The organism is Alkaliphilus transvaalensis ATCC 700919 (genome assembly GCF_000621485.1).
GTDB classification, from domain to species: domain Bacteria; phylum Bacillota; class Clostridia; order Peptostreptococcales; family Natronincolaceae; genus Alkaliphilus; species Alkaliphilus transvaalensis.
Genome location: NZ_KK211288.1, coordinates 187,663 through 213,024, shown reverse-complemented (window position 1 = coordinate 213,024; position 25,362 = coordinate 187,663). Strand labels below are relative to the sequence as shown.

The 25,362-nt window shown below is 34.3% G+C and carries 22 protein-coding genes and 2 riboswitches; of the genes, 19 read left to right on the top strand and 3 right to left on the bottom strand.

Annotated features, from left to right (window positions below; genetic code table 11):
* Positions 1 to 47 precede the first annotated feature (47 nt).
* The 4 genes from secA (at position 48) to T335_RS0119265 (ending at position 7,296) form a co-directional block, all read left to right on the top strand.
* Positions 48 to 2,720 carry a preprotein translocase subunit SecA gene (secA, locus tag T335_RS0119280; protein WP_026478983.1) on the top strand — a complete coding sequence of 891 codons (2,673 nt, stop codon included), beginning with the start codon at positions 48 to 50 and terminating at the stop codon, positions 2,718 to 2,720.
* 13 nt (positions 2,721 to 2,733) lie between these two features.
* Positions 2,734 to 3,838, top strand: a protein-coding gene (gene prfB, locus T335_RS0119275) for a peptide chain release factor 2 (RefSeq protein WP_207640707.1) whose coding sequence is annotated in 2 segments (ribosomal slippage) — positions 2,734 to 2,808 and positions 2,810 to 3,838 — 1,104 coding nt in all. Because the reading frame shifts where the segments join, the coding sequence is not laid out codon by codon here.
* Between the two features lie 383 nt (positions 3,839 to 4,221).
* Positions 4,222 to 6,645: a methyl-accepting chemotaxis protein gene (locus tag T335_RS0119270; RefSeq protein ID WP_026478981.1), complete on the top strand. Its 2,424-nt coding sequence runs from the start codon at positions 4,222 to 4,224 to the stop codon at positions 6,643 to 6,645.
* Between the two features lie 108 nt (positions 6,646 to 6,753).
* On the top strand, positions 6,754 to 7,296 hold the full coding sequence (locus T335_RS0119265; RefSeq protein WP_026478980.1) for a hypothetical protein: 543 nt from the start codon (positions 6,754 to 6,756) through the stop codon (positions 7,294 to 7,296).
* A 101-nt stretch (positions 7,297 to 7,397) separates the two neighbouring features.
* Here T335_RS0119265 and T335_RS0119260 read toward each other — a convergent pair whose 3' ends face one another.
* Together T335_RS0119260 and T335_RS0119255 are read right to left on the bottom strand one after the other, a co-directional pair.
* Positions 7,398 to 7,598, bottom strand: coding sequence for a cold-shock protein (locus T335_RS0119260; protein ID WP_026478979.1), 201 nt, complete (start codon positions 7,596 to 7,598; stop codon positions 7,398 to 7,400).
* Between the two features lie 106 nt (positions 7,599 to 7,704).
* Complete coding sequence (locus tag T335_RS0119255) at positions 7,705 to 8,151, bottom strand: YaaR family protein (protein ID WP_026478978.1); 447 nt, start codon at positions 8,149 to 8,151, stop codon at positions 7,705 to 7,707.
* A 154-nt stretch (positions 8,152 to 8,305) separates the two neighbouring features.
* Here T335_RS0119255 and T335_RS0119250 point away from each other — a divergent pair, with 154 nt between their 5' ends.
* From T335_RS0119250 to T335_RS0119180, 15 genes are all read left to right on the top strand, one after another.
* A complete protein-coding gene (locus T335_RS0119250; protein ID WP_026478977.1) occupies positions 8,306 to 10,768 on the top strand; it encodes a DUF6240 domain-containing protein in 2,463 nt (820 codons plus the stop codon).
* Between the two features lie 9 nt (positions 10,769 to 10,777).
* Positions 10,778 to 11,050 (top strand): EscU/YscU/HrcU family type III secretion system export apparatus switch protein, encoded by a 273-nt coding sequence (locus tag T335_RS0119245; RefSeq protein WP_026478976.1) that lies wholly within the window; start codon positions 10,778 to 10,780, stop codon positions 11,048 to 11,050.
* Positions 11,051 to 11,221: 171 nt separating this feature from the next.
* Positions 11,222 to 12,103, top strand: coding sequence for a flagellin N-terminal helical domain-containing protein (locus T335_RS0119240; RefSeq protein ID WP_026478975.1), 882 nt, complete (start codon positions 11,222 to 11,224; stop codon positions 12,101 to 12,103).
* A gap of 15 nt (positions 12,104 to 12,118) precedes the next feature.
* Positions 12,119 to 12,583, top strand: coding sequence for a flagellar export chaperone FliS (locus tag T335_RS0119235; protein WP_026478974.1), 465 nt, complete (start codon positions 12,119 to 12,121; stop codon positions 12,581 to 12,583).
* Positions 12,584 to 12,890: 307 nt separating this feature from the next.
* Positions 12,891 to 15,080: a Tex family protein gene (locus tag T335_RS0119230; RefSeq protein WP_026478973.1), complete on the top strand. Its 2,190-nt coding sequence runs from the start codon at positions 12,891 to 12,893 to the stop codon at positions 15,078 to 15,080.
* A 495-nt stretch (positions 15,081 to 15,575) separates the two neighbouring features.
* Complete coding sequence (locus T335_RS0119225) at positions 15,576 to 16,880, top strand: MFS transporter (protein ID WP_026478972.1); 1,305 nt, start codon at positions 15,576 to 15,578, stop codon at positions 16,878 to 16,880.
* 140 nt (positions 16,881 to 17,020) lie between these two features.
* Positions 17,021 to 17,192, top strand: a riboswitch (cobalamin riboswitch).
* A gap of 246 nt (positions 17,193 to 17,438) precedes the next feature.
* Entirely contained in the window at positions 17,439 to 18,485 is a 1,047-nt protein-coding gene (cobT, locus tag T335_RS0119220) for a nicotinate-nucleotide--dimethylbenzimidazole phosphoribosyltransferase (RefSeq protein ID WP_026478971.1), read from the top strand.
* 196 nt (positions 18,486 to 18,681) lie between these two features.
* Positions 18,682 to 19,839: an amidohydrolase gene (locus T335_RS0119215; RefSeq protein WP_026478970.1), complete on the top strand. Its 1,158-nt coding sequence runs from the start codon at positions 18,682 to 18,684 to the stop codon at positions 19,837 to 19,839.
* A gap of 44 nt (positions 19,840 to 19,883) precedes the next feature.
* A complete protein-coding gene (locus tag T335_RS0119210) occupies positions 19,884 to 20,378 on the top strand; it encodes a hypothetical protein (RefSeq protein ID WP_026478969.1) in 495 nt (164 codons plus the stop codon).
* A gap of 103 nt (positions 20,379 to 20,481) precedes the next feature.
* Positions 20,482 to 20,608, top strand: a riboswitch (FMN riboswitch).
* A gap of 120 nt (positions 20,609 to 20,728) precedes the next feature.
* Complete coding sequence (locus tag T335_RS0119205) at positions 20,729 to 21,349, top strand: ECF transporter S component (protein ID WP_026478968.1); 621 nt, start codon at positions 20,729 to 20,731, stop codon at positions 21,347 to 21,349.
* Positions 21,350 to 21,605: 256 nt separating this feature from the next.
* Complete coding sequence (gene tatA, locus T335_RS0119200; RefSeq protein WP_026478967.1) at positions 21,606 to 21,785, top strand: twin-arginine translocase TatA/TatE family subunit; 180 nt, start codon at positions 21,606 to 21,608, stop codon at positions 21,783 to 21,785.
* Positions 21,786 to 21,805: 20 nt separating this feature from the next.
* Positions 21,806 to 22,516 (top strand): twin-arginine translocase subunit TatC, encoded by a 711-nt coding sequence (tatC, locus tag T335_RS0119195; RefSeq protein WP_026478966.1) that lies wholly within the window; start codon positions 21,806 to 21,808, stop codon positions 22,514 to 22,516.
* Positions 22,517 to 22,654: 138 nt separating this feature from the next.
* Positions 22,655 to 23,356: a YeeE/YedE thiosulfate transporter family protein gene (locus T335_RS0119190; RefSeq protein ID WP_051569427.1), complete on the top strand. Its 702-nt coding sequence runs from the start codon at positions 22,655 to 22,657 to the stop codon at positions 23,354 to 23,356.
* Positions 23,357 to 23,369: 13 nt separating this feature from the next.
* Complete coding sequence (locus T335_RS0119185; RefSeq protein WP_026478964.1) at positions 23,370 to 23,597, top strand: sulfurtransferase TusA family protein; 228 nt, start codon at positions 23,370 to 23,372, stop codon at positions 23,595 to 23,597.
* Between the two features lie 21 nt (positions 23,598 to 23,618).
* Complete coding sequence (locus T335_RS0119180; protein WP_026478963.1) at positions 23,619 to 24,137, top strand: YeeE/YedE thiosulfate transporter family protein; 519 nt, start codon at positions 23,619 to 23,621, stop codon at positions 24,135 to 24,137.
* Between the two features lie 139 nt (positions 24,138 to 24,276).
* Here the strand turns inward: T335_RS0119180 and T335_RS0119175 are convergent, their stop codons facing one another.
* On the bottom strand, positions 24,277 to 25,167 hold the full coding sequence (locus tag T335_RS0119175; protein ID WP_026478962.1) for a LysR family transcriptional regulator: 891 nt from the start codon (positions 25,165 to 25,167) through the stop codon (positions 24,277 to 24,279).
* Between the last annotated feature and the right edge of the window lie 195 nt (positions 25,168 to 25,362).

Below are 25,362 nucleotides of genomic sequence, written 5' to 3'. Positions count from 1 at the left end.
AAATGTAGATTAAAGAATTTATGAAAAATAAAATTAGAGGTGCTAATATGAAAAAGATATTTGAAAAGGTATTTGGAACCCACAGTGAGCGGGAGCTAAAACGAGTTAAAAAGATTGTTGACCAAGTTTTAGCATTAGAATCAGAATATGAAAGATTAAGTGATGAACAATTAAAAGACAAGACCAGACAATTTAAAGATAGACTTTCGAAGAATGAAACATTAGATGATATTATGCCAGAAGCCTTTGCTACTATTAGAGAAGCTGCTTGGAGAATTTTAGGGATGAAGCATTATCCTGTACAGCTTTATGGAGGAATCATCCTACATCAAGGTCGTATAGCTGAAATGAAAACTGGTGAAGGTAAAACTTTGGTTGCTACTTTGCCAGTGTACTTAAACGCCCTAGAAGGTAAAGGGGTACATGTTATTACAGTTAATGACTACTTAGCTCGAAGAGATATGGAATGGATGGGAAAAGTATATAACTTCCTTGGTTTATCGACAGGGGTAGTGGTTCATGGAGTTACGCCTAAAGAGAGAAAGGTTGCCTATGAAGCAGATATCACCTATGGAACAAATAATGAATTTGGATTTGACTATCTAAGAGATAACATGGTAATCCATAAACATGAAATGACCCAAAGGGAGCTTAACTTTGCTATTGTCGATGAGGTTGACAGTATTTTAATTGATGAAGCAAGGACACCATTAATTATTTCTGGACAAGGTGAAAAATCTACTAAAATGTACTTTGTTGTAAATCAATTTGTTAGAACCCTTAAGAATGAAGTCGACTTCACAATTGATGAAAAGGCAAACTCGATTTCATTAACCGAAGAAGGTGTAGAGAAGACTGAAAAATTCTTTGGGATTGAAAATCTTTCAGATATTACAAATATGGAAACGTCCCACCATGTTAATCAAGCCCTTAAGGCCATTAACCTAATGAAGCTTGATAAAGACTATGTTGTTAAGGATGGAGAAGTAGTCATTGTTGATGAATTTACTGGAAGATTAATGTTTGGACGTCGTTACAGCGAAGGTCTGCATCAAGCAATTGAAGCAAAGGAAGGCTTAGATGTTCAAAGAGAATCTAAGACCCTAGCTACAATTACCTTCCAAAACTACTTTAGAATGTATAAAAAAATAGCCGGGATGACGGGTACTGCTAAAACAGAAGAAGAAGAATTTATGGCGATTTATGGCATGGATGTAATTGAGATGCCCACAAATAAACCTGTTGTAAGGATGGACAATTCTGACAGTATTTATAAAACTGAAAATGGTAAGTTCTTGGCCCTAGCAAAGGATATAGAGGAAAAGCATAGTAAGCTACAACCAGTCCTTGTTGGTACAATTTCAATAGAAAAGTCTGAAGAACTTTCTAGATTATTAAAAAAGAGAGGCGTACCCCATGAAGTCCTAAATGCAAAGCAGCATGAAAGAGAAGCTGAAATTGTTGCTCAGGCAGGGCGTAAAGGCGCTGTGACCATTGCTACAAATATGGCGGGTCGTGGTACAGATATTATCCTTGGCGGAAACCCAGAATTTTTAGCAAAACGTGAAATGAAAAAACGAGGCTTTAGTGATGATATATTAGCTATGGTAACAAGTCATGCTGAAACAGATGATGCAGAAATCGAAGAAGCTAAAAGAGTGTATCAAGAATTATATAAGGAAATTAAGAAGGATACTGACCGAGAACATGAAGAAGTAACTCAAATAGGAGGTCTTCATATAATCGGTACAGAAAGACACGAATCTAGGCGTATAGATAATCAGTTAAGAGGTCGTGCGGGTAGACAAGGTGACCCTGGATCAAGTCGTTTCTATATTTCCTTAGAAGATGACTTAATGCGTCTATTCGGCGGAGAAAAAATGCAAGGTTTAGTGGAGAAAATGGGTCTTGCAGAAGATGAGGCAATAGAGCACGGACTACTTACTAGAACAATTGAAAACGCTCAAAAGAAAGTGGAGGGCCGTAACTTTGGTATTCGTAAACATGTATTACAGTATGATGATGTAATGAATAAGCAAAGGGAAGTAATCTACGGAGAGCGTAGAAAAGTGTTAGCTGGAGAAAGTATGTTTGAACAAGTGTTTAACATGCTGGAAGGTATTGTTGATGGTGCTATCTCAATCTATACAGCTGACGCAAAATATCCAGAAGACTGGGATATCGAAGGTTTAATGGAATATTTACATGGCATTTTCCTTCCACAAGATGCTCTAGAATTAGGGGATGTAATGGAGTTAACGGAAGAAACCTTAAAGGACAAAATTTTAGATGTAGCTAGAACTTTATATGCAGAAAAAGAGGCTGAGTTTACATCTGACAGAATGAGAGAAATTGAAAGAATTATCATGTTACAAGTTATTGATTCAAAATGGATGGACCATATCGATGCAATGGATCAGTTAAGACAAGGTATTGGTTTAAGAGCAATTGGACAAGAAGATCCTGTTAGGGCATATCAGCTAGAAGGTTTTGATATGTTCCAAGAGATGATTAAAAATATTCAAGAAGATACTGTTAGATATCTGTTCCATATCCAAAAGGAATCTGTAATCGAGAGAAAACAAGTAGCAAAGCCAATCGAAGCAACCCATGGTGGCGGAAATACCCCATCACCAGTGGTTAAGGAAGATGAGGTTGGAAGAAACGAGCCATGTCCATGTGGCAGTGGTAAAAAATACAAAAAGTGTTGTGGACAATAAACGAGGTGAAGAAATGATTAATTTAGACATCTATAAGCAGCAACTTTCTAAGTTGTCAGAAGAAATAAAGGAAATGAGGGCTTCTCTTTGACATAGAACAGTTAAGTCAATTGGTATCAGACTATGAAGCCAAGATGTCAGAAGAAGGCTTTTGGGATAATCCCCAAGAGGCACAAGAAGTATTGAAAAAAGCAAAATCCTTTAAAGATCGTATTGATTCCTATGAAGGACTTTTAAACTTTCATGAAGAGCTAGAAACAATAGTAGCCTTTATTGAAGAAGGGGATGCTACCTTTGAAAATGAATTATTACAAGGAGTTTCCAAATTGGAATCGACTATAGAGGAATTAAGATTATCTACTTTGTTAAAGGGTGAATATGATGGAAATAATGCCATTCTTTCTATTCATGCAGGAACAGGTGGATTAGATGCTCAAGACTGGGCGAAGATGCTGATGAGAATGTACAGTCGTTGGGCTGAATCTAGAGGGTTTAAAGTTAAGATTCTTGATTTATTGCAGGACCCAGAAGCAGGAATTAAAAGCGCAACCCTGTTGATAGAGGGGATTAATGCCTATGGGTTTCTTAGGTCAGAAAAAGGGGTACACCGTTTAGTCAGGGTGTCTCCCTTCGATTCATCTGGAAAACGACATACATCCTTTGCCTCAGTTGATATAATGCCTGAAATTGATGAAAATGTAGAAATTGATATCAAGGCATCTGATTTAAAAATAGACACCTATCGGGCAAGTGGAGCTGGTGGACAACATGTTAATAAAACCGATTCTGCTGTTAGGATTACCCATTTACCAACGGGAATAGTTGTTCAATGTCAGAATGAAAGATCTCAGCATAGCAATCGAGAAACAGCAATGGCTGTTTTAAAAGCTAAGTTAGTGGAATTAAAAGAACGTGAAAATAAAGAAAAAATTGAAGACCTACAGGGGGAATATAGTCAAATCGCCTGGGGTAGTCAAATCCGTTCTTATGTATTTAATCCCTACAATCTTGTTAAGGATCATCGCACCAATGCAGAAATAGGAAATACCCAAGCTGTTATGGATGGTGAAATAGATTTATTTATTAACGAATACTTGAAACAGAATTTAGGACATTAGTCCTGAATTCTGTTTTTTTTAAAATGAATATAAGTGTTCTACTTTAATTATTTTTATATACAAGTACATTACGTAATGAGTTGAAACTAAGCCACCCTATAAATTTTACGAAGAAAGGTTTTGCTGTTACTCCTCTAAATATCAGTAGCTAGAAATGATTCATATTTAAACAGATATCATAAAAATTACGTCAATCTATAGGCGATATTTGTAGAAGGTTGTCTAAAAACATTCGAAAAAGAAATTTTATATAAGAAAAGGTATTTTTGTTTATTTATAGAATAATTATAAAATACATAGTGTTATGAATTTTTACTACAAATGTTTTGTCCTGATCATAAGATTTCGACAGATCATAGGACGAGCTAAGAAGGGGGAAGAATATGAAAGGAAAAAGCGTAAATCCTATAGAGAAACTTCTAGGAGGAAAGAAAAGCATTAAAAGACAACTGATGAGTATAACATGCTTGCTTATTTTGGTATCAATCGTAGTAACTACTGCTATTAGTTATTACATTGATTCTAGAAGTATAATACAATCATCAGAGCAAAATAATAAATCGATAGCAGAATCCGTAGCAATGCAGTTAGATGTCTATATGGAGACGATTTTAGGAACAATCAACCTTTTAGCTCTAACTCAAGACTATGAAAGAATGGAAAGCTTCCATATAAATACAATGTTTAATCAATTTATAAATCAAAATAGAGAGATTAAGTCAATTTATTTGATGGATACCACTGGAATTGTAAGGGCTACTAATACTAATAGAGCAAACTTAGATGTTTCTAACGAAGATTGGTTTAAGGCAGCAATGGGAGGAAGGACTCATATATCTCAAACAATAGTTGACCCCCATGTTAATACAGTAGGGGTTAGGGTTTCGGTGCCTATCAGAAACAGGTCTAATGAACGGACAGGTGTAATATCTGTACTTTTAGGCTTCGACAAAATTAATCAAATTATAAGGGATGTAAGCGTAGGAGAAACAGGATATGCTTACGTCATTGATGATGGAGGATTTATTATAGGCCATCGCCAAGCAGGACAGTATGTACAAAATCGATTTAATGTTTTAGAGGCAGATTCAGAAGTTGTAAAACAGATTGCCTTAGCTGAAACAGATGGGGCAGAAGGAATTAATAACGATGGAATTGAAATGATTATATCTGGTTCTTCTTTAGCAGGGCATGACTGGAGGGTAATTGTAGAGCAAGAAAAGAGTGAAATATTAGATTTAACAAGACGCTCCTTAATAAGAAGTATAGGAATTGCTGCGGCAATGTTAATTATAGCACTTATTATGACTACTATATTTGCCCAATATTTTGTTAAGCCCATAGCAAATCTTGTAATGAGCGCTAATAAAATTAAAGATGGAGACTTAACAGAACAAATTGCCATCGATGCCGTAAGTGGGCAGAATGAAATTGGTCAATTACAGCAGGCTTTCAAGGAAATGTCAAATTCAATTGTAGGAATTTTACATCAAATAACAAGCACAACTCAACTAGTAAGCGAATCCATTGAAGATCTTCAGAACAATTCACAATTAACCACTACTGCGGCTTCAGAAATTTCTAAGACCATTGAGCATGTGGCCACTGGAACATCGGAGCAGATGGAAAGTATAGATCAGTCAGCAGCAGGGTTAAATCAAATGGTAGAAGGGGTTAACAATGCTAAAGCCAGTACTACTGAAGTTGTTGCTTCAGCTGAATATACCTCAAACCTTGCAGAAGGTGGCGTTAAGAATATAGAAGAAATAAAAAATACAATGGTTCAAGTTAGTGAGCTAGTAGGTAATACTGCAAAAGTAATAACTAATTTAAATAAGCAAATTACTGAAATAGATAGAGCGGGACAATTGATTACCGATATTTCTAATCAAACTAACCTTTTAGCTTTAAATGCGGCAATTGAAGCTGCAAGAGCAGGAGAACATGGAAGAGGATTCACGGTAGTTGCAGAAGAAGTTAGAAAATTAGCAGAGCAATCTAGAGGAGCATCTACAGAAATTATAACGCTTATTTCTAAAATTCAAGGGGAAACAACAAAGGCTGTAAAGTCTATGGAAGAAGGTATTAAGGGAGTAGAAGCAGGGAATGCCGTTGTTAATCGTACCGCAAGCTCCTTTAATAATATTTTAGAAGAAGCTAATGGTGTTACAGCATCTATGAAGAAGCTAGAAGGAACGATGGAAAAAATGGCTGAAAAAGCTGTGACAGCAGAAGAAACAATGCATCAAGTAGCAAGTGTTGCCCAATCAACCGCAGCATCGGCAGAAGAAGTTTTAGCCAGCGTAGAAGAACAAGATGCAGCGCTTCAACATATGACCGCCCTAGCTGGTAATTTGCGAGATATGGTGTTTGACTTAAAGGCGACAACAAAGCGATTTAAAATAAGCGCAGAAGAAAAACACGCGGTACAACAAGAACTACAACAAGAATTACAACAAGAATTACAACAAGAACTACAGCAGGTACAAGAAGTACAAGTTCAAGGAGCAACGATAGAAGCGGTAGAACCAATAGAAGCAATTGACGTGTCGGTAATGGATGACGCAGATCATGGGGAAGTGATGGATGGTGAGAAGGTACTAACCGAGGAGAAAGAGTCACAAGAAGTTATTGAAGACGCTATTTATGACGAAGTAGCTGCCACCACAGAACTTTCCAATAAGGAAAAGCATGTAGAAAATCAAGCAATCATTAAGGAATTAAATAAGGATATCAATAAGAAAAAAGGATTTAGGTTTAATCCCTTCAGAAAACTGAGTAAGAAAACTTGGTTTAAAAGAAAGTAATTAAAAAATGTCTCTTAATCAATAGATGGGGTAGGTTTATTCTTGATCCTACTCCATTATTGCATGAGGGGCTTTTTAATTTAGTCATAGCCTTAAGGGGGACTGTTTATGATGAGTAAGGGGGGAGAAGTATTTATGATAAAAAGGTTAGTTTTAATCTTTTTAGTCGTCTTTATTTTAGTAGGATGTAATGCGAATAATAATAATTTAAAATTAACAGATAACAAATCCTATACCTTTGAACCCATGACTGAAGACTTAGCTGTTAAAGTGTTTCAAGAATTCTTAGATGCTCAGTTTAAAGAATATGATGGGGATATTATTAAAAAATATTCTTATCAGTATCATGATAAGTTCCAAGGTACGGAAGAGGAAAAAGGGTTTTTTAATAGAATAAATAAGCATATTAAATCTGCTGAAATTACTGCTATTTCATTTCCTAACAATGATGAAGGAACTGAAAAAAAAGAGGTTGAGGTTGATGTCGTAATAGAAATTTATACAGATGGATCACAAGAAATTAGGAAATATTATGACGAAGTAATTTTATTAGACGATCATACAAAATGGGAAAATCGATACAGACTTCACTTTTCAGATCAAAAAGGATGGCAATTTCAGTTGTTAGGACAGACCATTTTATTTAACTAAAGAAGCTTTAAGTTTTTTTATTAAGAATGATAAAAAGAACCCTGAAAAATCAGGGTTCTTTTTAGTAGTTGATATATATATAAAATATTATTTATATTCTATTATAATCTACTAACGTTAGCTGCTTGAAGACCTCTGTCGCCTTCAACAACTTCGAATTGAACTTGTTGTCCTTCTTCTAATGTCTTGAAACCGTCTCCTTGGATAGCTGAGAAATGTACAAATACATCGTCTCCACCTTCAACTGAGATAAATCCGAAACCTTTTTCGCTGTTGAACCATTTAACTACGCCTGTTTTCATTAAAAAAAACCTCCAAATAATTGTATTCTGTAACTATGTTACCTTATTAGAATAACACTATTATTTTGTCTTGTCAAACAATTTTTTACAATTTATTAAAGGTTTGCTACATCATCACGTCTAACAACATGCCACGAATATCATCAAGCCTTTTTATGATAGAAATACGGTCTTTTTCATCTTTAAGAAATTCTTTAGTTAATTGATCTAATTCTCGATCAACACTTTTTACAATGGAATACACCCGATGGCGGCCCCTTCGATCTAAAAAGTTTTGTTTTGAGAATTGGTGAGAATTTTTAGTAGCTACATCTAAAAACTCCCTTACTAAAGTTTTATATTTAATCACTTCGCTTAGGTGGAGTTTATCTCCAATTCTTTCCGACTGACTAACAATCTTTTCGTAAAGTCCCTGAAGATGTTCTCTTACTTGATCTGACTTAATTTCTTGGAACTTGGCAATGAAGTTTTCCTTGTTTTTTTCTACTTTATTAGTGGGAGCCTTCATTAAGTCCTTATAGTCAACTGGACTTAGATGATCAATTCTGTTCATGGAGTTCCCCTCCTTTGTACTATCTCTATTATAATATATCGACACAATTAAGAAAAGTTTTAGGGAAAAATTAAAAATTATCATCCATGAACAAAATTAAAGAAAAGAAGCATACATGACGATATATGATTAGAAGGATAAAGGCGGTGTTGTAATGGATAATGGTATTAGAAAACCAATTAACATATTATTTAATCAAGTTTATGGAAATGGAATGACCTCTCTAAAAAGAAGAGGTAATAATGGAGTCCAAAATCAAGAAGCACCTTTAAATAATTTACTACAAGATAAAAAAGTAGCTATACTTCCAGAGGAAGAAGGAAAATATAATAAACTTTTAAAAAGTTTTAATATGCCAGTAAAAGAGGATTTAGTTCAAGCTTTAAAAATTTTAGATATTCATGGCTTAAATCTATCAAAAGATAATTTAACACAATATATATCAGCTAAAAATCAGTTAGAAGAGTTAGTGAAGGGTCTAGACTACAATACTGCCCTAGAGCTAATTAAAGATGACGTGGACTTAGAAAATGAATCGCTAGAAGAAGTTGTTGAAAAGTTAGAAGACGCAAAGAAGGAAGAAAAGAGCTTTTCTTTAAGAAATTTATTAAAGGGATTTAAATCCCTGTCAACTGACGAAGCAGAGGAAATTGCTTACAAGCTTTTTGGGAACAAGCAAGGAAAAGATATTACCGATATTATTAAGGCCCTACACAAGGCTGGTATGGAAATCAGTAGAAAGAACATTAATCGTGTAAATGATGTCTTTAATAAGTTACATAATATTAAAGACTATAGCGACGAAGGGCTAGTAGAGGTCGTTAAAAATAAAATTGAAACTAATATTGATCACTTGTACAAGATGAAAAACTCTATAAAAAGAGGTGCAATTGCTATTGAAGAGAAGCTAAGTCATTATGCTTCTAAAATTTATGATAATTTTAATGCATCCCGTAGTAAACCTACTGAAAAAGATTTGAGACTGTTAGAAGAAGACATTAAAGGTTTACTAGAACGAGAAGGGGTAGAGACTACAAATGAAAGTGTTGCTTTATCGAAAAAATTAATTAAACATGATATGGAAGTATCAAAGGAAAATATTAATAAGGTTTATCAGCTTAAGGAAAATCTAGAGGTGTTAGTTAAGGTTTTAGATAAAGAAAAATTAGCCCTACTCATTAAGGCTGGTTACGATGTTGAAAAAGAAGGGATAGCAAACTTAGTAAAATTGATTCAAGAGTTGGATTCAGTAGCTTTAGAGGCGCAATTACCTAATGAATCACCTTTAACAGAAGAAGCTAAAATAAATGAAATACTAGAGAAAGTTATCAAATTAGGTGAGATTAAAGACGAAGAGCTCTTATTATTATTGAACAAAGGCGAGGATTTTAAGCTTAAGGATCTTCAACATATTAAAATGACAGGTGGATACATGGCATCATCTGAAATAGAAGGAAATTTAACCTATAATGGAACAGTAAAGATGATTAGCTTGTTAAATCAAATAGGTTCAGGAGATATAAACACCATTGGGCAACATATTAGAAATAATATCCCCATCACCATTGAAAGTTTGGCTTATAAGGATTCTACCAATAAAGGTCAGGCTGATACGATCGTAAATAAATTAGCTTCCGTGATGGGCACTAATAACGAGGTGCAACAGGTTTTTAGAGAGATGAATTTTATCCGTTCAAATTTAACGGCATCTATGGTAGCATCAGGTATTGAAAAAGGTCTTCAACTTGAAAAGATGGAGCTAGGTAAAGTGACGAACTTTATTAACGACTATCAGATGACAAAAGGTAATTGGGAGCTTATTGAGACTCTACCTCAAATACAAAAACAAGGCGAAAACCTTTTAGCAATACTGATGAAAAATAATATGCCAACTAATTTAAAGGATTTACAACAAGTGTCTCACTTTCTTAAAAATGAACATCAGATAGGTCATCAATTACAGGATATTTTTGATAGACTACAAAGAGAAGGCAAAGAATCCTTAAAAAATGAAGTGACGGAAATGAAGCTAAAAATTAAAGAAATGACCGACGAACTGAAAAATGGTAAGGTTGACCTACGTAAATATAACCAAGAATTTTCTAGAATTATTAAGAGCTTAGAGAACATGGGTTCTCAATTAGATAGTAAAGCAAGGGAAGAATTGGCTAAGGGTCTTAATAAATTGTCAGAGACAATAGAAACCCAGAATCAATTGAATGAAAAAGATACAGCAATACAAATGCCAATTATGATGGATCATCAAATAAAGAATCTTCAAATCTATGTTATGAAGGAAAAACAAGGTAGTAAAAAAATAGATCCTAAAAACATGTCGGTTTTATTAAATATGGATACTAATAGCATGGGTAATATTAATGTGTATTTAGGTGTAAATTATAAGCAATTGACTTTAAAAGTAGGGGTAAATTACAAAGAAAACCAAGAGCTTATGGAAGAAAATTTACCAACCTTAAAGACGATGCTATCTAATTTAGGTTATGAAATTAAAGAAATTTCCTTTAAAGTCGAAGAAGATTTACATTTAATGAGTATGATAGAAGAAATTGCCGAGAAGCAAAAGACAGTAAAACATTCTATCGATATGATGATTTAGGGGGGGCCTATGGAGCATAAAGAAATTAAGCAAGCAGTTGCCTTAAGCTATGACATGGAAAAAGATCAAGTCCCCGTAATTACGGCTGTAGGTCGAGGCATTGTTGCAGAAAAAATCATGGAAAAAGCTGAAGAGAAGGAAATACCTATTCATCACAATGAGAAACTTGTTAAGGAACTTATCCAGTTGAAGGTAGGAACAGAGATCCCTCAAGAACTATATGAAATTGTGGCTCAGGTCCTAATCTTTGTGGAAGAGTTAGATCGTAAGAAGACAGGGTAAAGTTTTTAGCTCATCTGTCGATAATATTAAAGTAGGATAGATAAGAAATATCCATAGTGATTGTAAAATAGTTTTTAAATACAGAAATTGTATAATCCATAACTATAAATTTATAGTTTAGTTATGTAGTTTCGTAAAAATAAAAAGAATCTAATTTAAGGGGGAAACAAAATGCGTATTAACCATAACATACCTGCTTTAAATGCCCATAGATTATTAACCCAGAACTCTAATGCAACTGCAAAAACCTTAGAGAGACTATCTTCTGGAAAAAGGATTAATAGAGCTTCTGATGATGCTGCAGGTTTAGCAATTGCAGAAAAAATGAGAGCCCAGTCAAAGGGGTTACACGTTGCTTCAAGAAACTCATTAGATGGTGTGTCCCTTGTTCAAACTGCAGAGGGTGCCATGAACGAAATCCATGCAATGCTTCAAAGAATGAGGGAACTGGCAGTACAGGCTAGCAATGGTACATACAATGATGAGGATAAGCAAACAATTCAAAATGAGGTTGATGAACTGTTGGCTGAAATCGACAATATTGTAAAAACAACTAATTTCAATGAGAAAAAATTAATTGATGGTTCATTAGATGGAAATGACCCAGACCCAGACATTGCAGCTACTAAGAAAATAGTCCTTCAAATTGGTGCAAATGCTAATGAAAATATGAGTTTTACAATTGATAATTTAGATACCTTTGCTTTAGGGATTGGTGATGAGGTTGATGAAGATGGAACAATTATTACACCGAATAAAGTCGATTTCATTAATGAACCAACTCAAGCTATTATTAAATTAGACGAAGCAATTAAACGAGTATCAGAAGTTAGATCTAAACTAGGTGCCATTCAAAATCGACTAGAGCATACCATTGCCAATGTTGACAATACGGCAGAAAACTTAACAGCAGCCCTATCTCGTATTGAAGATGTAGATATGGCTTTAGAGATGTCTACATTTACTAAATTAAATATCTTAACTCAAGCGGGAACAGCTATGCTTGCCCAAGCTAACCAAAGGCCTCAATCTATTCTACAGCTATTAAGCTAATGGTGGTGATTAATTATGGATAAAGAGTACTTATTCAATCGTGTTACTACTGCCAACGGCCCACAACTGGTGGCTATTCTATTAGAAGAGTTGATAGATTCTTTAAAGAAGGCTGCAAAATCAACAGAGCTGAAGGACGAAGAGGAAGCAAAGGTGTATATCGCTAAAGGGAAGGATATTTTGGCAGAGTTAATGTCTACTTTAGAGGGAACATCTGAAATTGCAGTAAACTTAAGAAGTCTATATCTTTTTGTAAATAGACTGATGACAGAGGGTATCAATAATAAATCTTCTGTTAAATTTGAAGAAGCAATTAAGGTATTAGGTCCACTATTAGAAGGGTGGCAACAGTTAGGTGAAGATGTTTCTAAAACTGCTTCCCCTCAACAACAAAGAGCGAAAGTTACAGGTTTAACCTATGGGAAAAATCAGTTAAACGAGTATATTCTTGATGATGATAATAAGTGGAAAAAAGGCTAGTTAAAGGCCTAAATAAAAGTTAATGGTTGGTAATACCCAGTAGCATATGACCTGTTACTGGGTATATTTATGTTAATTAAGTAATATTCTTACTTGGCTATTTTACATTAATATAAGGCTTAAATTACTTATGAAATTTCATCACTATAATTTTATCAAAATAATTTCATTACTATAATGAATGGTATACTTTCGAAATAATTGTGGAAAAATAGGATGCAATTTTAAAATTGTAAGGGGCTATGATATAATATTCTGTGAAAAAGAAATTTTAAATCTAAAATATAAATATAGGGGAGACGTGTGGATGAAGATCATTAACCAGTTATCGAAGGAATTTAATATTAAGGCTAATCAGATCCAACAAACAATTAGTTTAATAGATGAAGGGAACACAATCCCCTTTATAGCTAGATATAGAAAGGAAATGACAGGGGGATTAAGTGACGAAATATTAAGGGACCTTTATGACAGACTTACATATCTCAGAAACTTAGAAGCAAGGAAAGAAGAGGTTATTCGATTAATAGAAGAACAGGGGAAATTAACCGAAGAATTAAAGCAAGAAATATTAGAAGCTAGTGTGTTACAAAAGATTGAAGACCTCTATAGACCCTATAAACAAAAAAGAAGAACCCGGGCAACAGTGGCTAAAGAAAAAGGACTAGAGCCATTGGCAGAATTAATGCTCAAACAAGATATCTTAGAAGGATCAATTGAAGAATTAGCAGCTCCCTTTATTAATGAGGAACTTGAAGTCAATACTATTGAAGATGCCATTAATGGGGCGATGGATATTATTGCTGAAGTCATTTCTGATGATGCTGAATATAGAGAAAAAATAAGGGATTTAAATATGCAGAAGGGGACAATTAATAGTACAGCAGTAGACCCTGAAGAAAAAACTGTATATGAAATGTATTATGACTTTAACGAAGGCGTTAATAAAATTGCTAACCATAGAATTTTAGCAGTAAATAGAGGAGAAAAAGAGAAAAAATTAAAGATAAAACTAATTAGTCCCGATGAGGAAATTCTTCTTTATTTATCTAAAAAAATTATTACAAATGAGAAAGCTATTACAACCACTGCATTACAAGAAGCTATTGAAGATTCTTACAAGCGATTAATAGCGCCATCGATAGAAAGAGAGATTAGAAATATATTAACCGAAAGGGCAGAAGAAGAGGCTATTAAAGTATTTGGTAAGAACACAAAGCCCCTCTTATTGATACCACCTGTAAAAGATGTGAGGGTGTTAGCCATAGATCCTAGTTATCGAACAGGATGTAAATTAGCTGTTTTAGATGAAACTGGTAAGCTTCTCCACTATACTACCATCTACCCTAATGCCCCTCAAAACAAGGTGGAAGAAGCCAAAAAAGTAATGAAGGAATTAATAGATCAATATGATATAGATATTATTCCTATTGGTAATGGTACAGCTTCAAGGGAGACAGAATTTCTAGTGGCGGAAATGCTTAAAGAAATCGAAAAAACGGTTTATTATACTATTGTTAGTGAGGCAGGAGCATCGGTATACTCAGCTTCAAAACTGGCTACAGAAGAATATCCTGATATTGATGTATCTATTAGAGGGGCTATATCAATAGGTCGCCGATTACAGGACCCTTTAGCAGAGTTAGTTAAAATTGACCCCAAAAGTATTGGTGTAGGTCAATATCAACATGACTTAAATCAAAGCAAGTTAGGGGAAACCCTAAAAAATGTTGTAGAAGACTGTGTAAACACTGTAGGAGTAGACTTAAACACCGCTACTCCCTCGCTACTACAATACGTTGCAGGGATCTCATCTACTGTAGCAAAGAACGTTGTTCAATTTAGAGAAGAAAATGGCAAATTTGTAGATCGTAGTCAACTTAAAAAGGTAAAAAGACTAGGGCCTAAGGTTTATGAACAATGTGCAGGTTTCTTAAGAATTTCTAATGGAAAAAACCCTTTAGATAATACTTCTGTTCATCCAGAATCTTATGATACAACCATGAGGCTAGTTGAAAAATTAGGATATAATAAAGAGGACATTAAGAAGGGTGAACTTAGAAATATAGAAGAAAGAATATTAAAGTACAATGAAGGCCTTGCGTTAAGGTTAGAAGATCAATTAAAGAATCTAGCAGAAGAACTAGAAGTTGGACTACCTACCCTAAAGGATATTGTTCAGGAAATTAAAAAGCCTGGAAGAGACCCAAGGGAAGAAATGCCAAAACCAATCTTTAGAAGTGATGTTCTTAAAATGGAAGACCTTCAGTTAGATATGATTATGACAGGGACAGTAAGAAATGTTGTGGATTTTGGAGCCTTTGTAGATATCGGGGTAAAACAGGATGGACTTGTTCATATATCAGAGTTAACGAATAAATTTGTAAAAAATCCAATGGATGTTGTTTCGGTTGGAGATGAGGTACAGGTTAAAATTATTGGGCTAGATATTGAAAGAGGAAAGATATCTTTAAGTATGAAGCAAGTGCAACAATAAAAATAACAATAAAAATAACAGTAAAAAAACAATAAAAAAACAATAAAAAAATTAATAAAAAAATTAATAAAAATATTAAAAATAACAATAATTAAGTACAACAATAATTATAAAATAACCGTAGAATCAATCATCGTGATCAATCATCCCCCCAAGATTATTTTCTGATAAACTAATCTTGGGGGGATTTTAACTACAAAGACACTTTAACTACAAAGACACTTATAATTACATAATAAGGCATATATATTATTTTGTTTTCGAATAAATTACCCATTACACAATACACGATGCAGCATTCATTTTTACATAAAAGGAATATAATCCCAGGGTTATGCTAGTTATGGCATTATGCAACTCTCTAAAAAATAAATTTCTGGATTGAAAATTGCATAAATATTTTATAAAGAATTATTTTTATATTGACTACCTTTGTTAATACTAATATAATATTAGGAATTATGTTAGTGTAACATAGAAGGGAGGCTAGAATAAATGCAAGAGAGTCAAGTAAAAAAAATGATGTCATATCGTTGGCTAGTATGGGGAACATTGGCTTTATCCTATGTAATTGTATTTTTTCACCGTTTAGCTATAGGAGTTGTGAGGGAGGACCTAGTTAATACCTTTGGAATTACTGGGACCACCTTTGCTAATATTGGTTCTACCTATTTTTATGCTTATATGGTGATGCAGATTCCATCTGGAATTTTAGCAGATTCTCTGGGAGCTAGAAAAACAGTAAGTATAGGTACTTTAATGGCGGGGATAGGATCAATTATTTTTGGCCTTGCACCTAATCTATTTATGGTTTTCTTTGGACGGCTTTTAGTTGGTATCGGTGTATCGGTGGCTTTTATAGCGATATTAAAGGTACTGTCCCAATGGTTTAAGGAAAGTGAGTTTGCAACCATGGCTGGAATAACCTCCTTTGTAGGAAATATGGGGGGAATTATGGCCCAAACGCCATTAGCATTAATGGTAGCTTACTTTACATGGAGAAACACTTTTGCCGCCATCGGAGTGATCAGTATAATCATTGCTATTTTATGCTACATCATTGTTAGAAACTCTCCTCAAGAGATGGGACTACCAACCATTGACGAAATAGAAGGGACGGTTAAAAAAACACCAGTAGCCGAAAGACCTCCATTGATGAAGAGTTTAATTCAAGCACTGTCTAATCCTTATACATGGCCAGGATTCTTCACTTTTGCAGGTTTCTTTGGAGCCCATGTATCCCTAACTGGTACTTGGGGAAATAGTTACTTAGTTGATGTGTATGGTTTAGCACCAGAGGTAGCTCCAAACTATTTAATGGTGTCGGTATTAGGTTTGGCTATCGGAAGTATCGTAGTGGGAAAAGTATCCGACAGTATGAAACTAAGAAAATTACCAATGATCATTTTTGGTGGGATCTATGTTTTATGTTGGGCAATTCTTGTCTTTATGGGGGGTGGAAAGCCACCAATCGGTATCCTATATCCACTATTATTTGTGTTAGGTTTCACTTGTGCAGCCTTTACCCTTGGATGGTCTTGTGGAAAAGAAGTAAATCACCCTGCTATTGCAGGAATCTCCACATCTATTGTTAATATCGGGGGCTTCTTTGGTGGAGCAGTATTGCCACCTATTTTAGGTAGGGTATTTGATACCTACGGAGGAACATTAGAGGCTGTTCAGCTTTATCAAAAAGCCTTTATGTATTGCTTTATTTTTGCAGTAGTGGGGTATTTATTTACCTTCCTTGTAAAGGAAACAAGGTGTAAAAATATTTTTATGATAAATGAAAATTCATAAGCAGGATTTTTAAGTTTTATAAAGAAGTTATGATGATAGTTGAATTAGATATTGAATTGAGGAAATTCCGTAATTAATATGGTACTATACAATTTCATCAATTAACTTAGAATCAATTAAAATTAGAGACTTTTTTAATTTTTAATTAGAGAAATATAGGTGCCCATAAGGGAGAATAGGGAATGAAGTGAAAGTCTTCAACGGTCCCACCACTGTAAAGGGGAGCACTACATTAATGCCACTGGAACTTCTGGGAAGGTATGTAGGGTGATGAAACTGAGTCAGGAGACCTGCCTATATTTCATAGTTTAATCCTGAATGATGGTAAAGTTCATGGTATGTTTGTATTATACAAATATACTATGGGCTTTTTTGTATTTTTGTATACAGTTTTCATCAGTATGTAATTGAGGAAATTGCATAATACATAACTATGAGTTTATATACGGTTTATGCAAATCATTTTTAATTAATATAAATTTAAAATTAATTATGCAATTTCCTCAGTTATAAAAATAATCAAACTGATTATATGCAATCAAAAAAGGAGGAAAAGAAATGGATCTATTAAAAGAAACAGTAAAGAAAATTGGTTTATTGGATCATAGGACAATGGAGGTGGCAAAAGAAAGAATTGATGCCTTAGTAAAACCACCTGGCAGCTTAGGTCGGTTGGAAGAGCTAGCAATTCAACTGTCTGGAATTACTGGAGAACTTTATCCAAATGTAGATAAAAAGGTAGTTATTGTTATGGCAGCAGACCACGGAGTATATCATGAAGGGGTGGCCCCAAATCCTCAAATAATAACAGCTATACAGACCCCAAACTTTGTAAAAGGAGTTACAGGTGTATGTGCCTTTGCAAAGCAGACAAAAAGTGATGTTGTTGTTGTAGATATAGGAATAGCCGTAGATGTAGACTATTCTGGAGTTATCAATAAAAAAATTAGATATGGGACAGATAATATGGCTAAAGGCCCTGCCATGACAAGGGAGGAAGCTGTAAAATCACTAGAAATTGGAATCGAAATAGCAACTGAAGAAATTAAAAAAGGTAAAAATTTGGTAGCTACTGGTGAAATGGGTATCTCTAATACAACTGCTAGTACTGCTATTATTTCCGCTATCGGGGGGCTAGACCCTATGGAGATTGTAGGGGTAGGTGCTGGCTTGCCTGTTGAAAAATTAAGCCATAAGGGGGCAGTAATTAAGAGGGCACTTGAAATCAATAGGCCTAATCCTCAAGATGGTGTTGATGTACTAGCAAAGGTGGGAGGTTTTGAAATTGGAGGAATGGCAGGAGTAATGCTGGCTGCTGCTGCCAACAACATACCTATAGTGGTTGATGGTGTCATTGCTACTGCCGCCGCCCTAGTAGCTTCAAAGATAGAGCCGAAGGTAAAACAGTACCTTATTCCCTCCCACTCTTCGGCAGAAAAAGTAGGCAAGCAGGCATTAGAACTGTTGGGCCTAGAACCATTATTTGACTTAGGTCTCAGATTAGGAGAAGGCTCGGGGGCGGTATTGGCATTCAATTTTGTAGAAGCCGCCACCTATATGGTAAAAGAGATGATTACATTAGAGGAGTCGGGGATTATTTTGTAAATTAAAAATTATAATTAAAAGTTCTCAAATTTTGGGAACTTTTTTGTTCTTTAAGGAGTCTTATATAAGGGGAGACTGATGCTTCAAAAAAATATTAATATATTTCAATTATCGAAATTTTTTTAATAAAATAAAAAGGAATTAACTGTAATCCCGTTGAATATAGAACTAACTGAAATATCAGGAGGGGATTAAAATGATCTTAATAAAAAATGCCAAAATTTATACGATGGCAGGAAAGATTCTTGACAAGGGATGTCTGTTAATTGCAGATGGAAAAATTAAAGAAATTGCAGAGACAATTTCAGCTCCAGAAGGTGCAGAGGTAATAGATGCAACAGGAAAGATGGTTTTTCCTGGGATGATAGATGCCCACACTCATTTAGGGTTATGGGAAGATGCTATTGGGTTTGAAGGGGCAGATGGAAATGAAATGACAGACCCTATTACACCACATCTTAGAAGTATTGATGCTATTAATCCAATGGACAGAACTTTTGAAGAAGCCTATCAGGGAGGAATTACTGCTACGGCCGCTGGTCCAGGAAGCGCCAATGTTATAGGGGGACAGTTTGCCATAATTAAAACCTATGGAAAAAGAATTGATGATATGATTATGGTAGAGAATGCAGCTTTAAAGGTTGCCTTTGGAGAGAATCCGAAACGGGTTTATAATGAGAAAAAGCGAACACCTATGACTCGGATGGGAACTGCTGCTCTTCTTAGAGAAACGATCATGGCCGCTAAACGCTATCATGAAAAAAAGAAGGCGGCAAATGGGGATGTGTCAAAGTATCCGGTCTTTGATATCAAGATGGAATCAATGTTACCCTTATTAGAAGGTAGTGTTCCTCTTAAGGCCCACGCCCACAGAGCGGATGATATATTTACAGCCATTAGAATTGCAAAAGAATTTGGATTAAAGATTACTTTAGAACATTGTACAGAGGGGCATCTTATTGCTGATGAGTTAGCTAAAGAAGAGATACCAGTTGTAGTAGGACCTACCTTTGGCGATCGATCTAAATTTGAATTGAAAAATAAGACCTTTGATACACCAGGAATCTTAAATAAAGCTGGGGTAAAGGTGGCCATTATGACAGATCACCCGGTTATACCTTTACAACACTTACCAATGTGTGCAGCCCTATCTATGAAATCAGGTATGGAGGAAGAAGAAGCATTAAAGGCCATTACCATTTATCCTGCAGAAATTTTAGGGGTAGATGACAGGATAGGTAGCTTAGAAGTAGGTAAAGATGCCGATGTGGTTATTTGGGATAGGCATCCTTTTGATTTACAAGCTTCTGTGGGGTGTACCATTATCGACGGTAGAATCGTATACCGTAAATAATTGAGTTATTGGTGTTGAGGGGGATAAGGGGAGATTATAAAGTAATGGATATGTTGCCAATTAGTTTCGTTATTTTTATTACTATACCAGAAGTAATCGTAAAAATCTTCTTAGGACTCCAATTAATAGGCGTAAAACCACCTATTAAAAGAGTCATTATTGCAGGAATTCTACAGGGAATTGCAGTATATTTCATTAGAAATTACTATGAATATGATCTTAGTTTTATCCTTCAAACAATAATTGCTATTTTTCTTACATTTACAATCGTTAGAGTGAGGTTACTATGTAGTCTGCTGGTTAATTTAATTGGTACGGCCATTGCTATACTGGTAGAAACCGCATATCTAATCATATTTTTAAAAGTAACCCAATTAACTTATGTTGAAATAATCTCAAGGGAATGGCTAAGAGTAGCCTCATTAGCACCTAAAATAGTGATCTTATTACTCATATTGATCATGGTAATTAAATCTAAAATTACCATAGAAGAAGAAATAAGTTTTCTTGGGAAAATAAATAAACATATAAAGATGTAATTTAAAAGGGTAGCCATAAATAAAAAAATGTTGCTTAATTTTTAGTAATAATGACTTGCCAATAAAAGCAAATAGCGTTATAATGTAAGTAATTAAATATTAATCTATTCTTCAGGGCAGGGTGAAATTCCCGACCGGCGGTAACGTGATAAACGAAGCCCGCGAGCCAATTTGGTTGATCTGGTGAGATTCCAGAGCCGACAGTACAGTCTGGATGGGAGAAGATAGTTTGGTAATTGTTGTGCATTAAACTATGCCTTATTTCACCTGGAGATTATTTCTTCAGGTGTTTTTTATTCTTAAATAATCCTTGAAGAAAAGAGAGAATAAAAAATGAGGAGGATGCTTCAATGCAAAATACAAGTAATGTTTTTAGTATGGAAAAAAAGAAAAGGATTTCTACCAAAACCTTAGTAAAAATCTCGATTTTAGCAGTATTGGCATATGTACTTATGCTTCTAGAACTTCCTATACCAATCTTTCCAACATTCCTTAAAATTGACTTAAGTGATGTGCCAGCACTAGTAGGGGGCTTTGCATTAGGACCAGTGGCAGGGGTATTTATTCAGTTGATTAAAGTCTTACTTCACTTTATTACCAACTCGTCTACTGGTGGTGTAGGTTCATTAGCTAACTTTATAGTTGGTAGTGCCTATGTTGTTCCTGCTTCAATTATTTATCATCGTAAGAAAGATAAGGTTCATGCTCTACTTGGAGTCATTGCTGGAACAATTTCAATGTGTATTGTTGGTGTAATAGCAAATATTTATATTCTGATACCATTTTATTCAAACTTTATGCCAATAGAAGCTATTGTGAATATGGGAACAGTTGTAAATCGAAATATAGTTGATGTAAGAACATTGGTACTTTATGGAGTTACCCCCTTTAATTTAGTAAAGGGAATTGTAATTGGGTTAGTTACAATGTTAATTTATAAAAAAGTATCACCTATTATTAAAAATAATTAAGATTCCAGAAATAAATTATGACAAGAGGCTCTTAGGAGTCTCTTTTTTTACCACCAATTTTACAAAAGGACTAATCAGCTTTAATTTACATCAATGGAATAAGTCCTATAGTGATGATTATATGGGCAATATTTGGGGCTATAAAGCTTACTTATATACTATAAAGTTTTCCTTTAAGCTAAGTAGTAACATAGCGGGCTTAACTATGGTATAATTTTATCAAAGTTAGTTAAATAATCCCCAAGGAGGAATTAGTATGTTTGGAAGATTAGGTGGACCAGAATTGATTTTAATATTAATTATTGCTTTAGTTGTATTTGGGCCAAGCAAGCTTCCTGAAATTGGTAAAGCGTTAGGGAAGGGGATCAAAGAATTTAAAGCCCATACCTCTAGTGTTACTTCTGAAGTTATGTCTGATGAACAAGAGACAAAATAATGATAAGCTGGTGAAAATTTATGGATGAAAAAAGGCTTACATTGGTGGAGCATTTAGAAGAGCTAAGAAAAAGAATTATTATGATCGGTATTGTGATTATCCTAGGCACAGCTTTAAGTTATTTCTTTATTGATAGAATTGTTGAGTTTATTATTCAGCCAGCCGGAACCTTAAATTTTATTTATCTAAGTCCGGCAGATTTATTTATAGCATATATTAAAATTGCAGTGGTTGTTGGGGTCGTTATAACCTTACCAATTATTTTATATCATATTTGGAGATTTATATTACCAAGCATGGACCCTAAGCAAAGGGTGCAAGTTTTGGTGGTAAACTTTTTATCAATGGTTTTCTTTCTCCTAGGGGCAGCCTTTGCCTATTATGTTATTACGCCCCTAACCTTAGAATTTTTTGTAAAAATGTCGAGGGAGCAGATTGAACCATTATTCTCTTTTTCAAGCTATATGGGCTTTGTGGGTTCGTTACTTTTATCCTTTGGAGTTACTTTTCAATTGCCAAATTTAGTTATGCTTCTAACTAAATTTAATATAGTAACACCAAAACTTTTAAAAAAATCTAGAAAGTTTATTATGCTAGGAATTTTTGTGTTGGCAGCTTTTTTGACACCACCAGATATTATTTCCCAGACATTATTGGCGGTACCAATGCTGCTATTGCTTGAGTTAAGCATTATTATTTCTACAATAATTTATAATAAAAAGCAAAGTTAGGGAAAGAATTAATTAGCTTTGTATCGTATACAAAAAATACCCTCGGTCAATAGGGTATTTTTTTTGGTATAATGATATTGTTAAAAAAGTAATTATGTATTGCATTTTACGATGAATTTGATTATAAGGAGGGATAAAATGACTGCTACATCAAGTAAGATTGAAGCCCTTAAAAGGCAAAGGGAGATGGAAGTTAAGAAAAAGAAGAATCAAAGCCCCTTTGGTATCATAATAACAGGAATGGTTATTACTATTTATTTGGCACTCATTAATTATAACTTGGACTTTAGTAGTTATTGGATTATAGGCATATTGATGGGGATTACCCTCCAACGTTCTAGATTCTGTTTTGCAGCTAGCTTTAGGGACCCTATTATGGTAGGGAGCACATCCCTTCTAAAAGCCGTGTTACTGGCCTTTATCGTATCTACCATTGGATTCTTTATTATCCAGCTACGAGCTTCTGTGGCTAATCCAGACTACCTAATTACAGAACTACCCGGTCAATTCAACCCTGTAGGGCTCCACACCGCATTAGGAGCAATTCTTTTTGGTACGGGAATGGTGGTGGCAGGGGGTTGTGCTTCAGGGGTTTTAATAAGGATTGGAGAAGGACATGCCATGCAGTTAGTGGTTTTAATAGGGTTTATTATAGGTGCAACTTTAGGTGCTGCTCATTTTCCTTTTTGGGATGGTGTTTTAATATCTAAAACTCCTGTGGTCCATTTTCCAAATCATATTGGATTTTTTCCTTCTTTGATTCTACAATTACTATTACTTTGTGGCTTATATTTTATTGCAGATTGGTACGATAAAAAGAACAATATTATGACGACATGATAGGAGGATGGTTATGGCAGAATATAAACTTGACTGTTTATTTGAAGCATGTCCCATTCCATTATTAAAGGCATTAAAGCAATTAAATAAGATGGAAATAGGCGATGTTTTAATTATGCATACAGATCATAATTGCTCTATTAAAAATGTAGTAGAATGGACTAAAAAACAAGGGCACCTCATTGATTATATTGAAATTGCAGATGGAGAATGGGAAATATACATTGAAAAGGCTAAATAGGTATAGAAAGGATGATTTAGCTTGAAACTTTATGAAAAAGTAATTAAAAACCCATGGCCCTATTGGGTAGGGGGAATCCTTTTAGGCATTTTAAACATCCTATTGCTATTTTTAACAGGATCTACTTGGAAAATCACCACTGGTTTTTTATATTGGGGAGCTGTTGTTTTAGAAAAAATAGGTCTGAATCCTGCAGATTGGTACTACTATAGTACTTATGACCATGGGTTAAAAGAGGGTCAAACTTTTTTCCTAAATAGCTATACTGTGTTAAATATAGCTGTAATCGTAGGAGCTTTATTGGCGGTTTTATGGGCAAAGGAGTTTAAGTGGAAGAAAATTAAAAACTTTAAACAATTCAGTTTTGCTTTACTTGGTGGAATCCTAATGGGCTATGGGACAAGATTAAGTTTTGGTTGTAATATAGGAGCCTACTTTAGTGCCATTCCTTCCTTTTCCCTACAAGGCTGGGTTTTTGCGGCTTTTATGTTTGTAGGGGCATGGATTGGGAGTAAAATTTTGTTTAAGTATATCTTATAGATATATAAAAAAATAATATAAGAAATATAAAAAAAATATAAAAAGGCACCTTAAATATTAGACTCTAGCGACATCTTTAGATCTAATATTTATAGGTGCTCTTTTATATAAATAACTAATTTTAGCAAAACCCTCAGTTTTAGCAAAATCCTCTTTTTGAAGATTTAATAAACTCAATAAACTGACTTTCATAGCTAGTAAATTGATGATCATCTCGATAAGCGATATAGAAATCGCTTTTCATATTAATCCCTTCAATTTCAATTTCTCTTAAAACCCCATCTCGAAGCTCTCTTTTAATTGTAAGTTCAGGAATAAATGAAATACCTTTGCCTGAAATCACTGATGTTTTTATCGCCTCCATAGAGTTTAATTCATATATGATATTTAAATCTTTAAGTTTTAAGTTCCCCATACTTAAATATTTTTCTATCGTGACTCTAGTTCCAGAACCCTCCTCCCTAAAGATTAAGGGAAGGGTTTTAAGTTCATCAAGGGTAATTTTATTTTTTAATAAAGGAAGGGAGGTTGTTAGAATTAGTCTATCAGAGGTTATTTTTTCTGTTATTATATTCTTTCTTTCCATAGAACCATGGATAATGCCGATATTTATTGTTCTGTCTGCAAGATTATTCATAACACCTACAGAATTACAGATGTCGTAGTTTATATCAACATCTTGATGGTCTTGTTTGTAGATGTATATACTACAGGGAAGGGCATATTCACCAACAGCCTTACAAGAGCCGATTATTAGGTCCTTCTTATTAGATTTAAGGTTGGCTAAATCCCGTTCAATATTATCCTGCATAGAAAGAATTGTATTAGCGTAATCGAAAACCACTGTGCCAGCTTCAGTAAGTTCTACACCTTTGTTACTTCTAGTTAAAAGGGTAACCCCTAAGTCTTTTTCTAAAGATTGAATCTGCATACTGAGACCTGGTTGGGTTAAATGAAGGTTCTTAGCAGCTTTAGAAATGCTATTTAGCTTAACAGTGACATAAAAGGCCTTTAGATATTGGAGGTTCATAAAATTCACTCCTCTTTAGTATGGTTAAATATTCATCCTTAAAATATAAGGGGTTGTTTCTATCTATTATTATAACATGATGATAGCCTTCAAGACAGACTTTGATGTTAAATTATAAACAATTATAAGTCATCTTTATACATCATAAACAAGTCTTATTATCGATATAAAAGGAGATATATTATAATGTTTACA

What these genes read in the sequence shown, in the direction of transcription:
- cobT (WP_026478971.1), top strand. Translation starts at nt 17,439, where the DNA reads ATGGATCTATTAAAAGAAACAGTAAAGAAAATTGGTTTATTGGATCAT.
- secA (WP_026478983.1), top strand. Translation starts at nt 48, where the DNA reads ATGAAAAAGATATTTGAAAAGGTATTTGGAACCCACAGTGAGCGGGAG.
- T335_RS0119190 (WP_051569427.1), top strand. Translation starts at nt 22,655, where the DNA reads ATGACTGCTACATCAAGTAAGATTGAAGCCCTTAAAAGGCAAAGGGAG.
- T335_RS0119265 (WP_026478980.1), top strand. Translation starts at nt 6,754, where the DNA reads ATGATGAGTAAGGGGGGAGAAGTATTTATGATAAAAAGGTTAGTTTTA.
- T335_RS0119205 (WP_026478968.1), top strand. Translation starts at nt 20,729, where the DNA reads ATGCAAAATACAAGTAATGTTTTTAGTATGGAAAAAAAGAAAAGGATT.
- T335_RS0119240 (WP_026478975.1), top strand. Translation starts at nt 11,222, where the DNA reads ATGCGTATTAACCATAACATACCTGCTTTAAATGCCCATAGATTATTA.
- tatA (WP_026478967.1), top strand. Translation starts at nt 21,606, where the DNA reads ATGTTTGGAAGATTAGGTGGACCAGAATTGATTTTAATATTAATTATT.
- tatC (WP_026478966.1), top strand. Translation starts at nt 21,806, where the DNA reads ATGGATGAAAAAAGGCTTACATTGGTGGAGCATTTAGAAGAGCTAAGA.
- T335_RS0119210 (WP_026478969.1), top strand. Translation starts at nt 19,884, where the DNA reads ATGGATATGTTGCCAATTAGTTTCGTTATTTTTATTACTATACCAGAA.
- T335_RS0119185 (WP_026478964.1), top strand. Translation starts at nt 23,370, where the DNA reads ATGGCAGAATATAAACTTGACTGTTTATTTGAAGCATGTCCCATTCCA.
- T335_RS0119270 (WP_026478981.1), top strand. Translation starts at nt 4,222, where the DNA reads ATGAAAGGAAAAAGCGTAAATCCTATAGAGAAACTTCTAGGAGGAAAG.
- T335_RS0119215 (WP_026478970.1), top strand. Translation starts at nt 18,682, where the DNA reads ATGATCTTAATAAAAAATGCCAAAATTTATACGATGGCAGGAAAGATT.
- T335_RS0119250 (WP_026478977.1), top strand. Translation starts at nt 8,306, where the DNA reads ATGGATAATGGTATTAGAAAACCAATTAACATATTATTTAATCAAGTT.
- T335_RS0119235 (WP_026478974.1), top strand. Translation starts at nt 12,119, where the DNA reads ATGGATAAAGAGTACTTATTCAATCGTGTTACTACTGCCAACGGCCCA.
- T335_RS0119175 (WP_026478962.1), bottom strand. Translation starts at nt 25,167, where the DNA reads ATGAACCTCCAATATCTAAAGGCCTTTTATGTCACTGTTAAGCTAAAT.
- T335_RS0119260 (WP_026478979.1), bottom strand. Translation starts at nt 7,598, where the DNA reads ATGAAAACAGGCGTAGTTAAATGGTTCAACAGCGAAAAAGGTTTCGGA.
- T335_RS0119245 (WP_026478976.1), top strand. Translation starts at nt 10,778, where the DNA reads ATGGAGCATAAAGAAATTAAGCAAGCAGTTGCCTTAAGCTATGACATG.
- T335_RS0119230 (WP_026478973.1), top strand. Translation starts at nt 12,891, where the DNA reads ATGAAGATCATTAACCAGTTATCGAAGGAATTTAATATTAAGGCTAAT.
- T335_RS0119255 (WP_026478978.1), bottom strand. Translation starts at nt 8,151, where the DNA reads ATGAACAGAATTGATCATCTAAGTCCAGTTGACTATAAGGACTTAATG.
- T335_RS0119225 (WP_026478972.1), top strand. Translation starts at nt 15,576, where the DNA reads ATGCAAGAGAGTCAAGTAAAAAAAATGATGTCATATCGTTGGCTAGTA.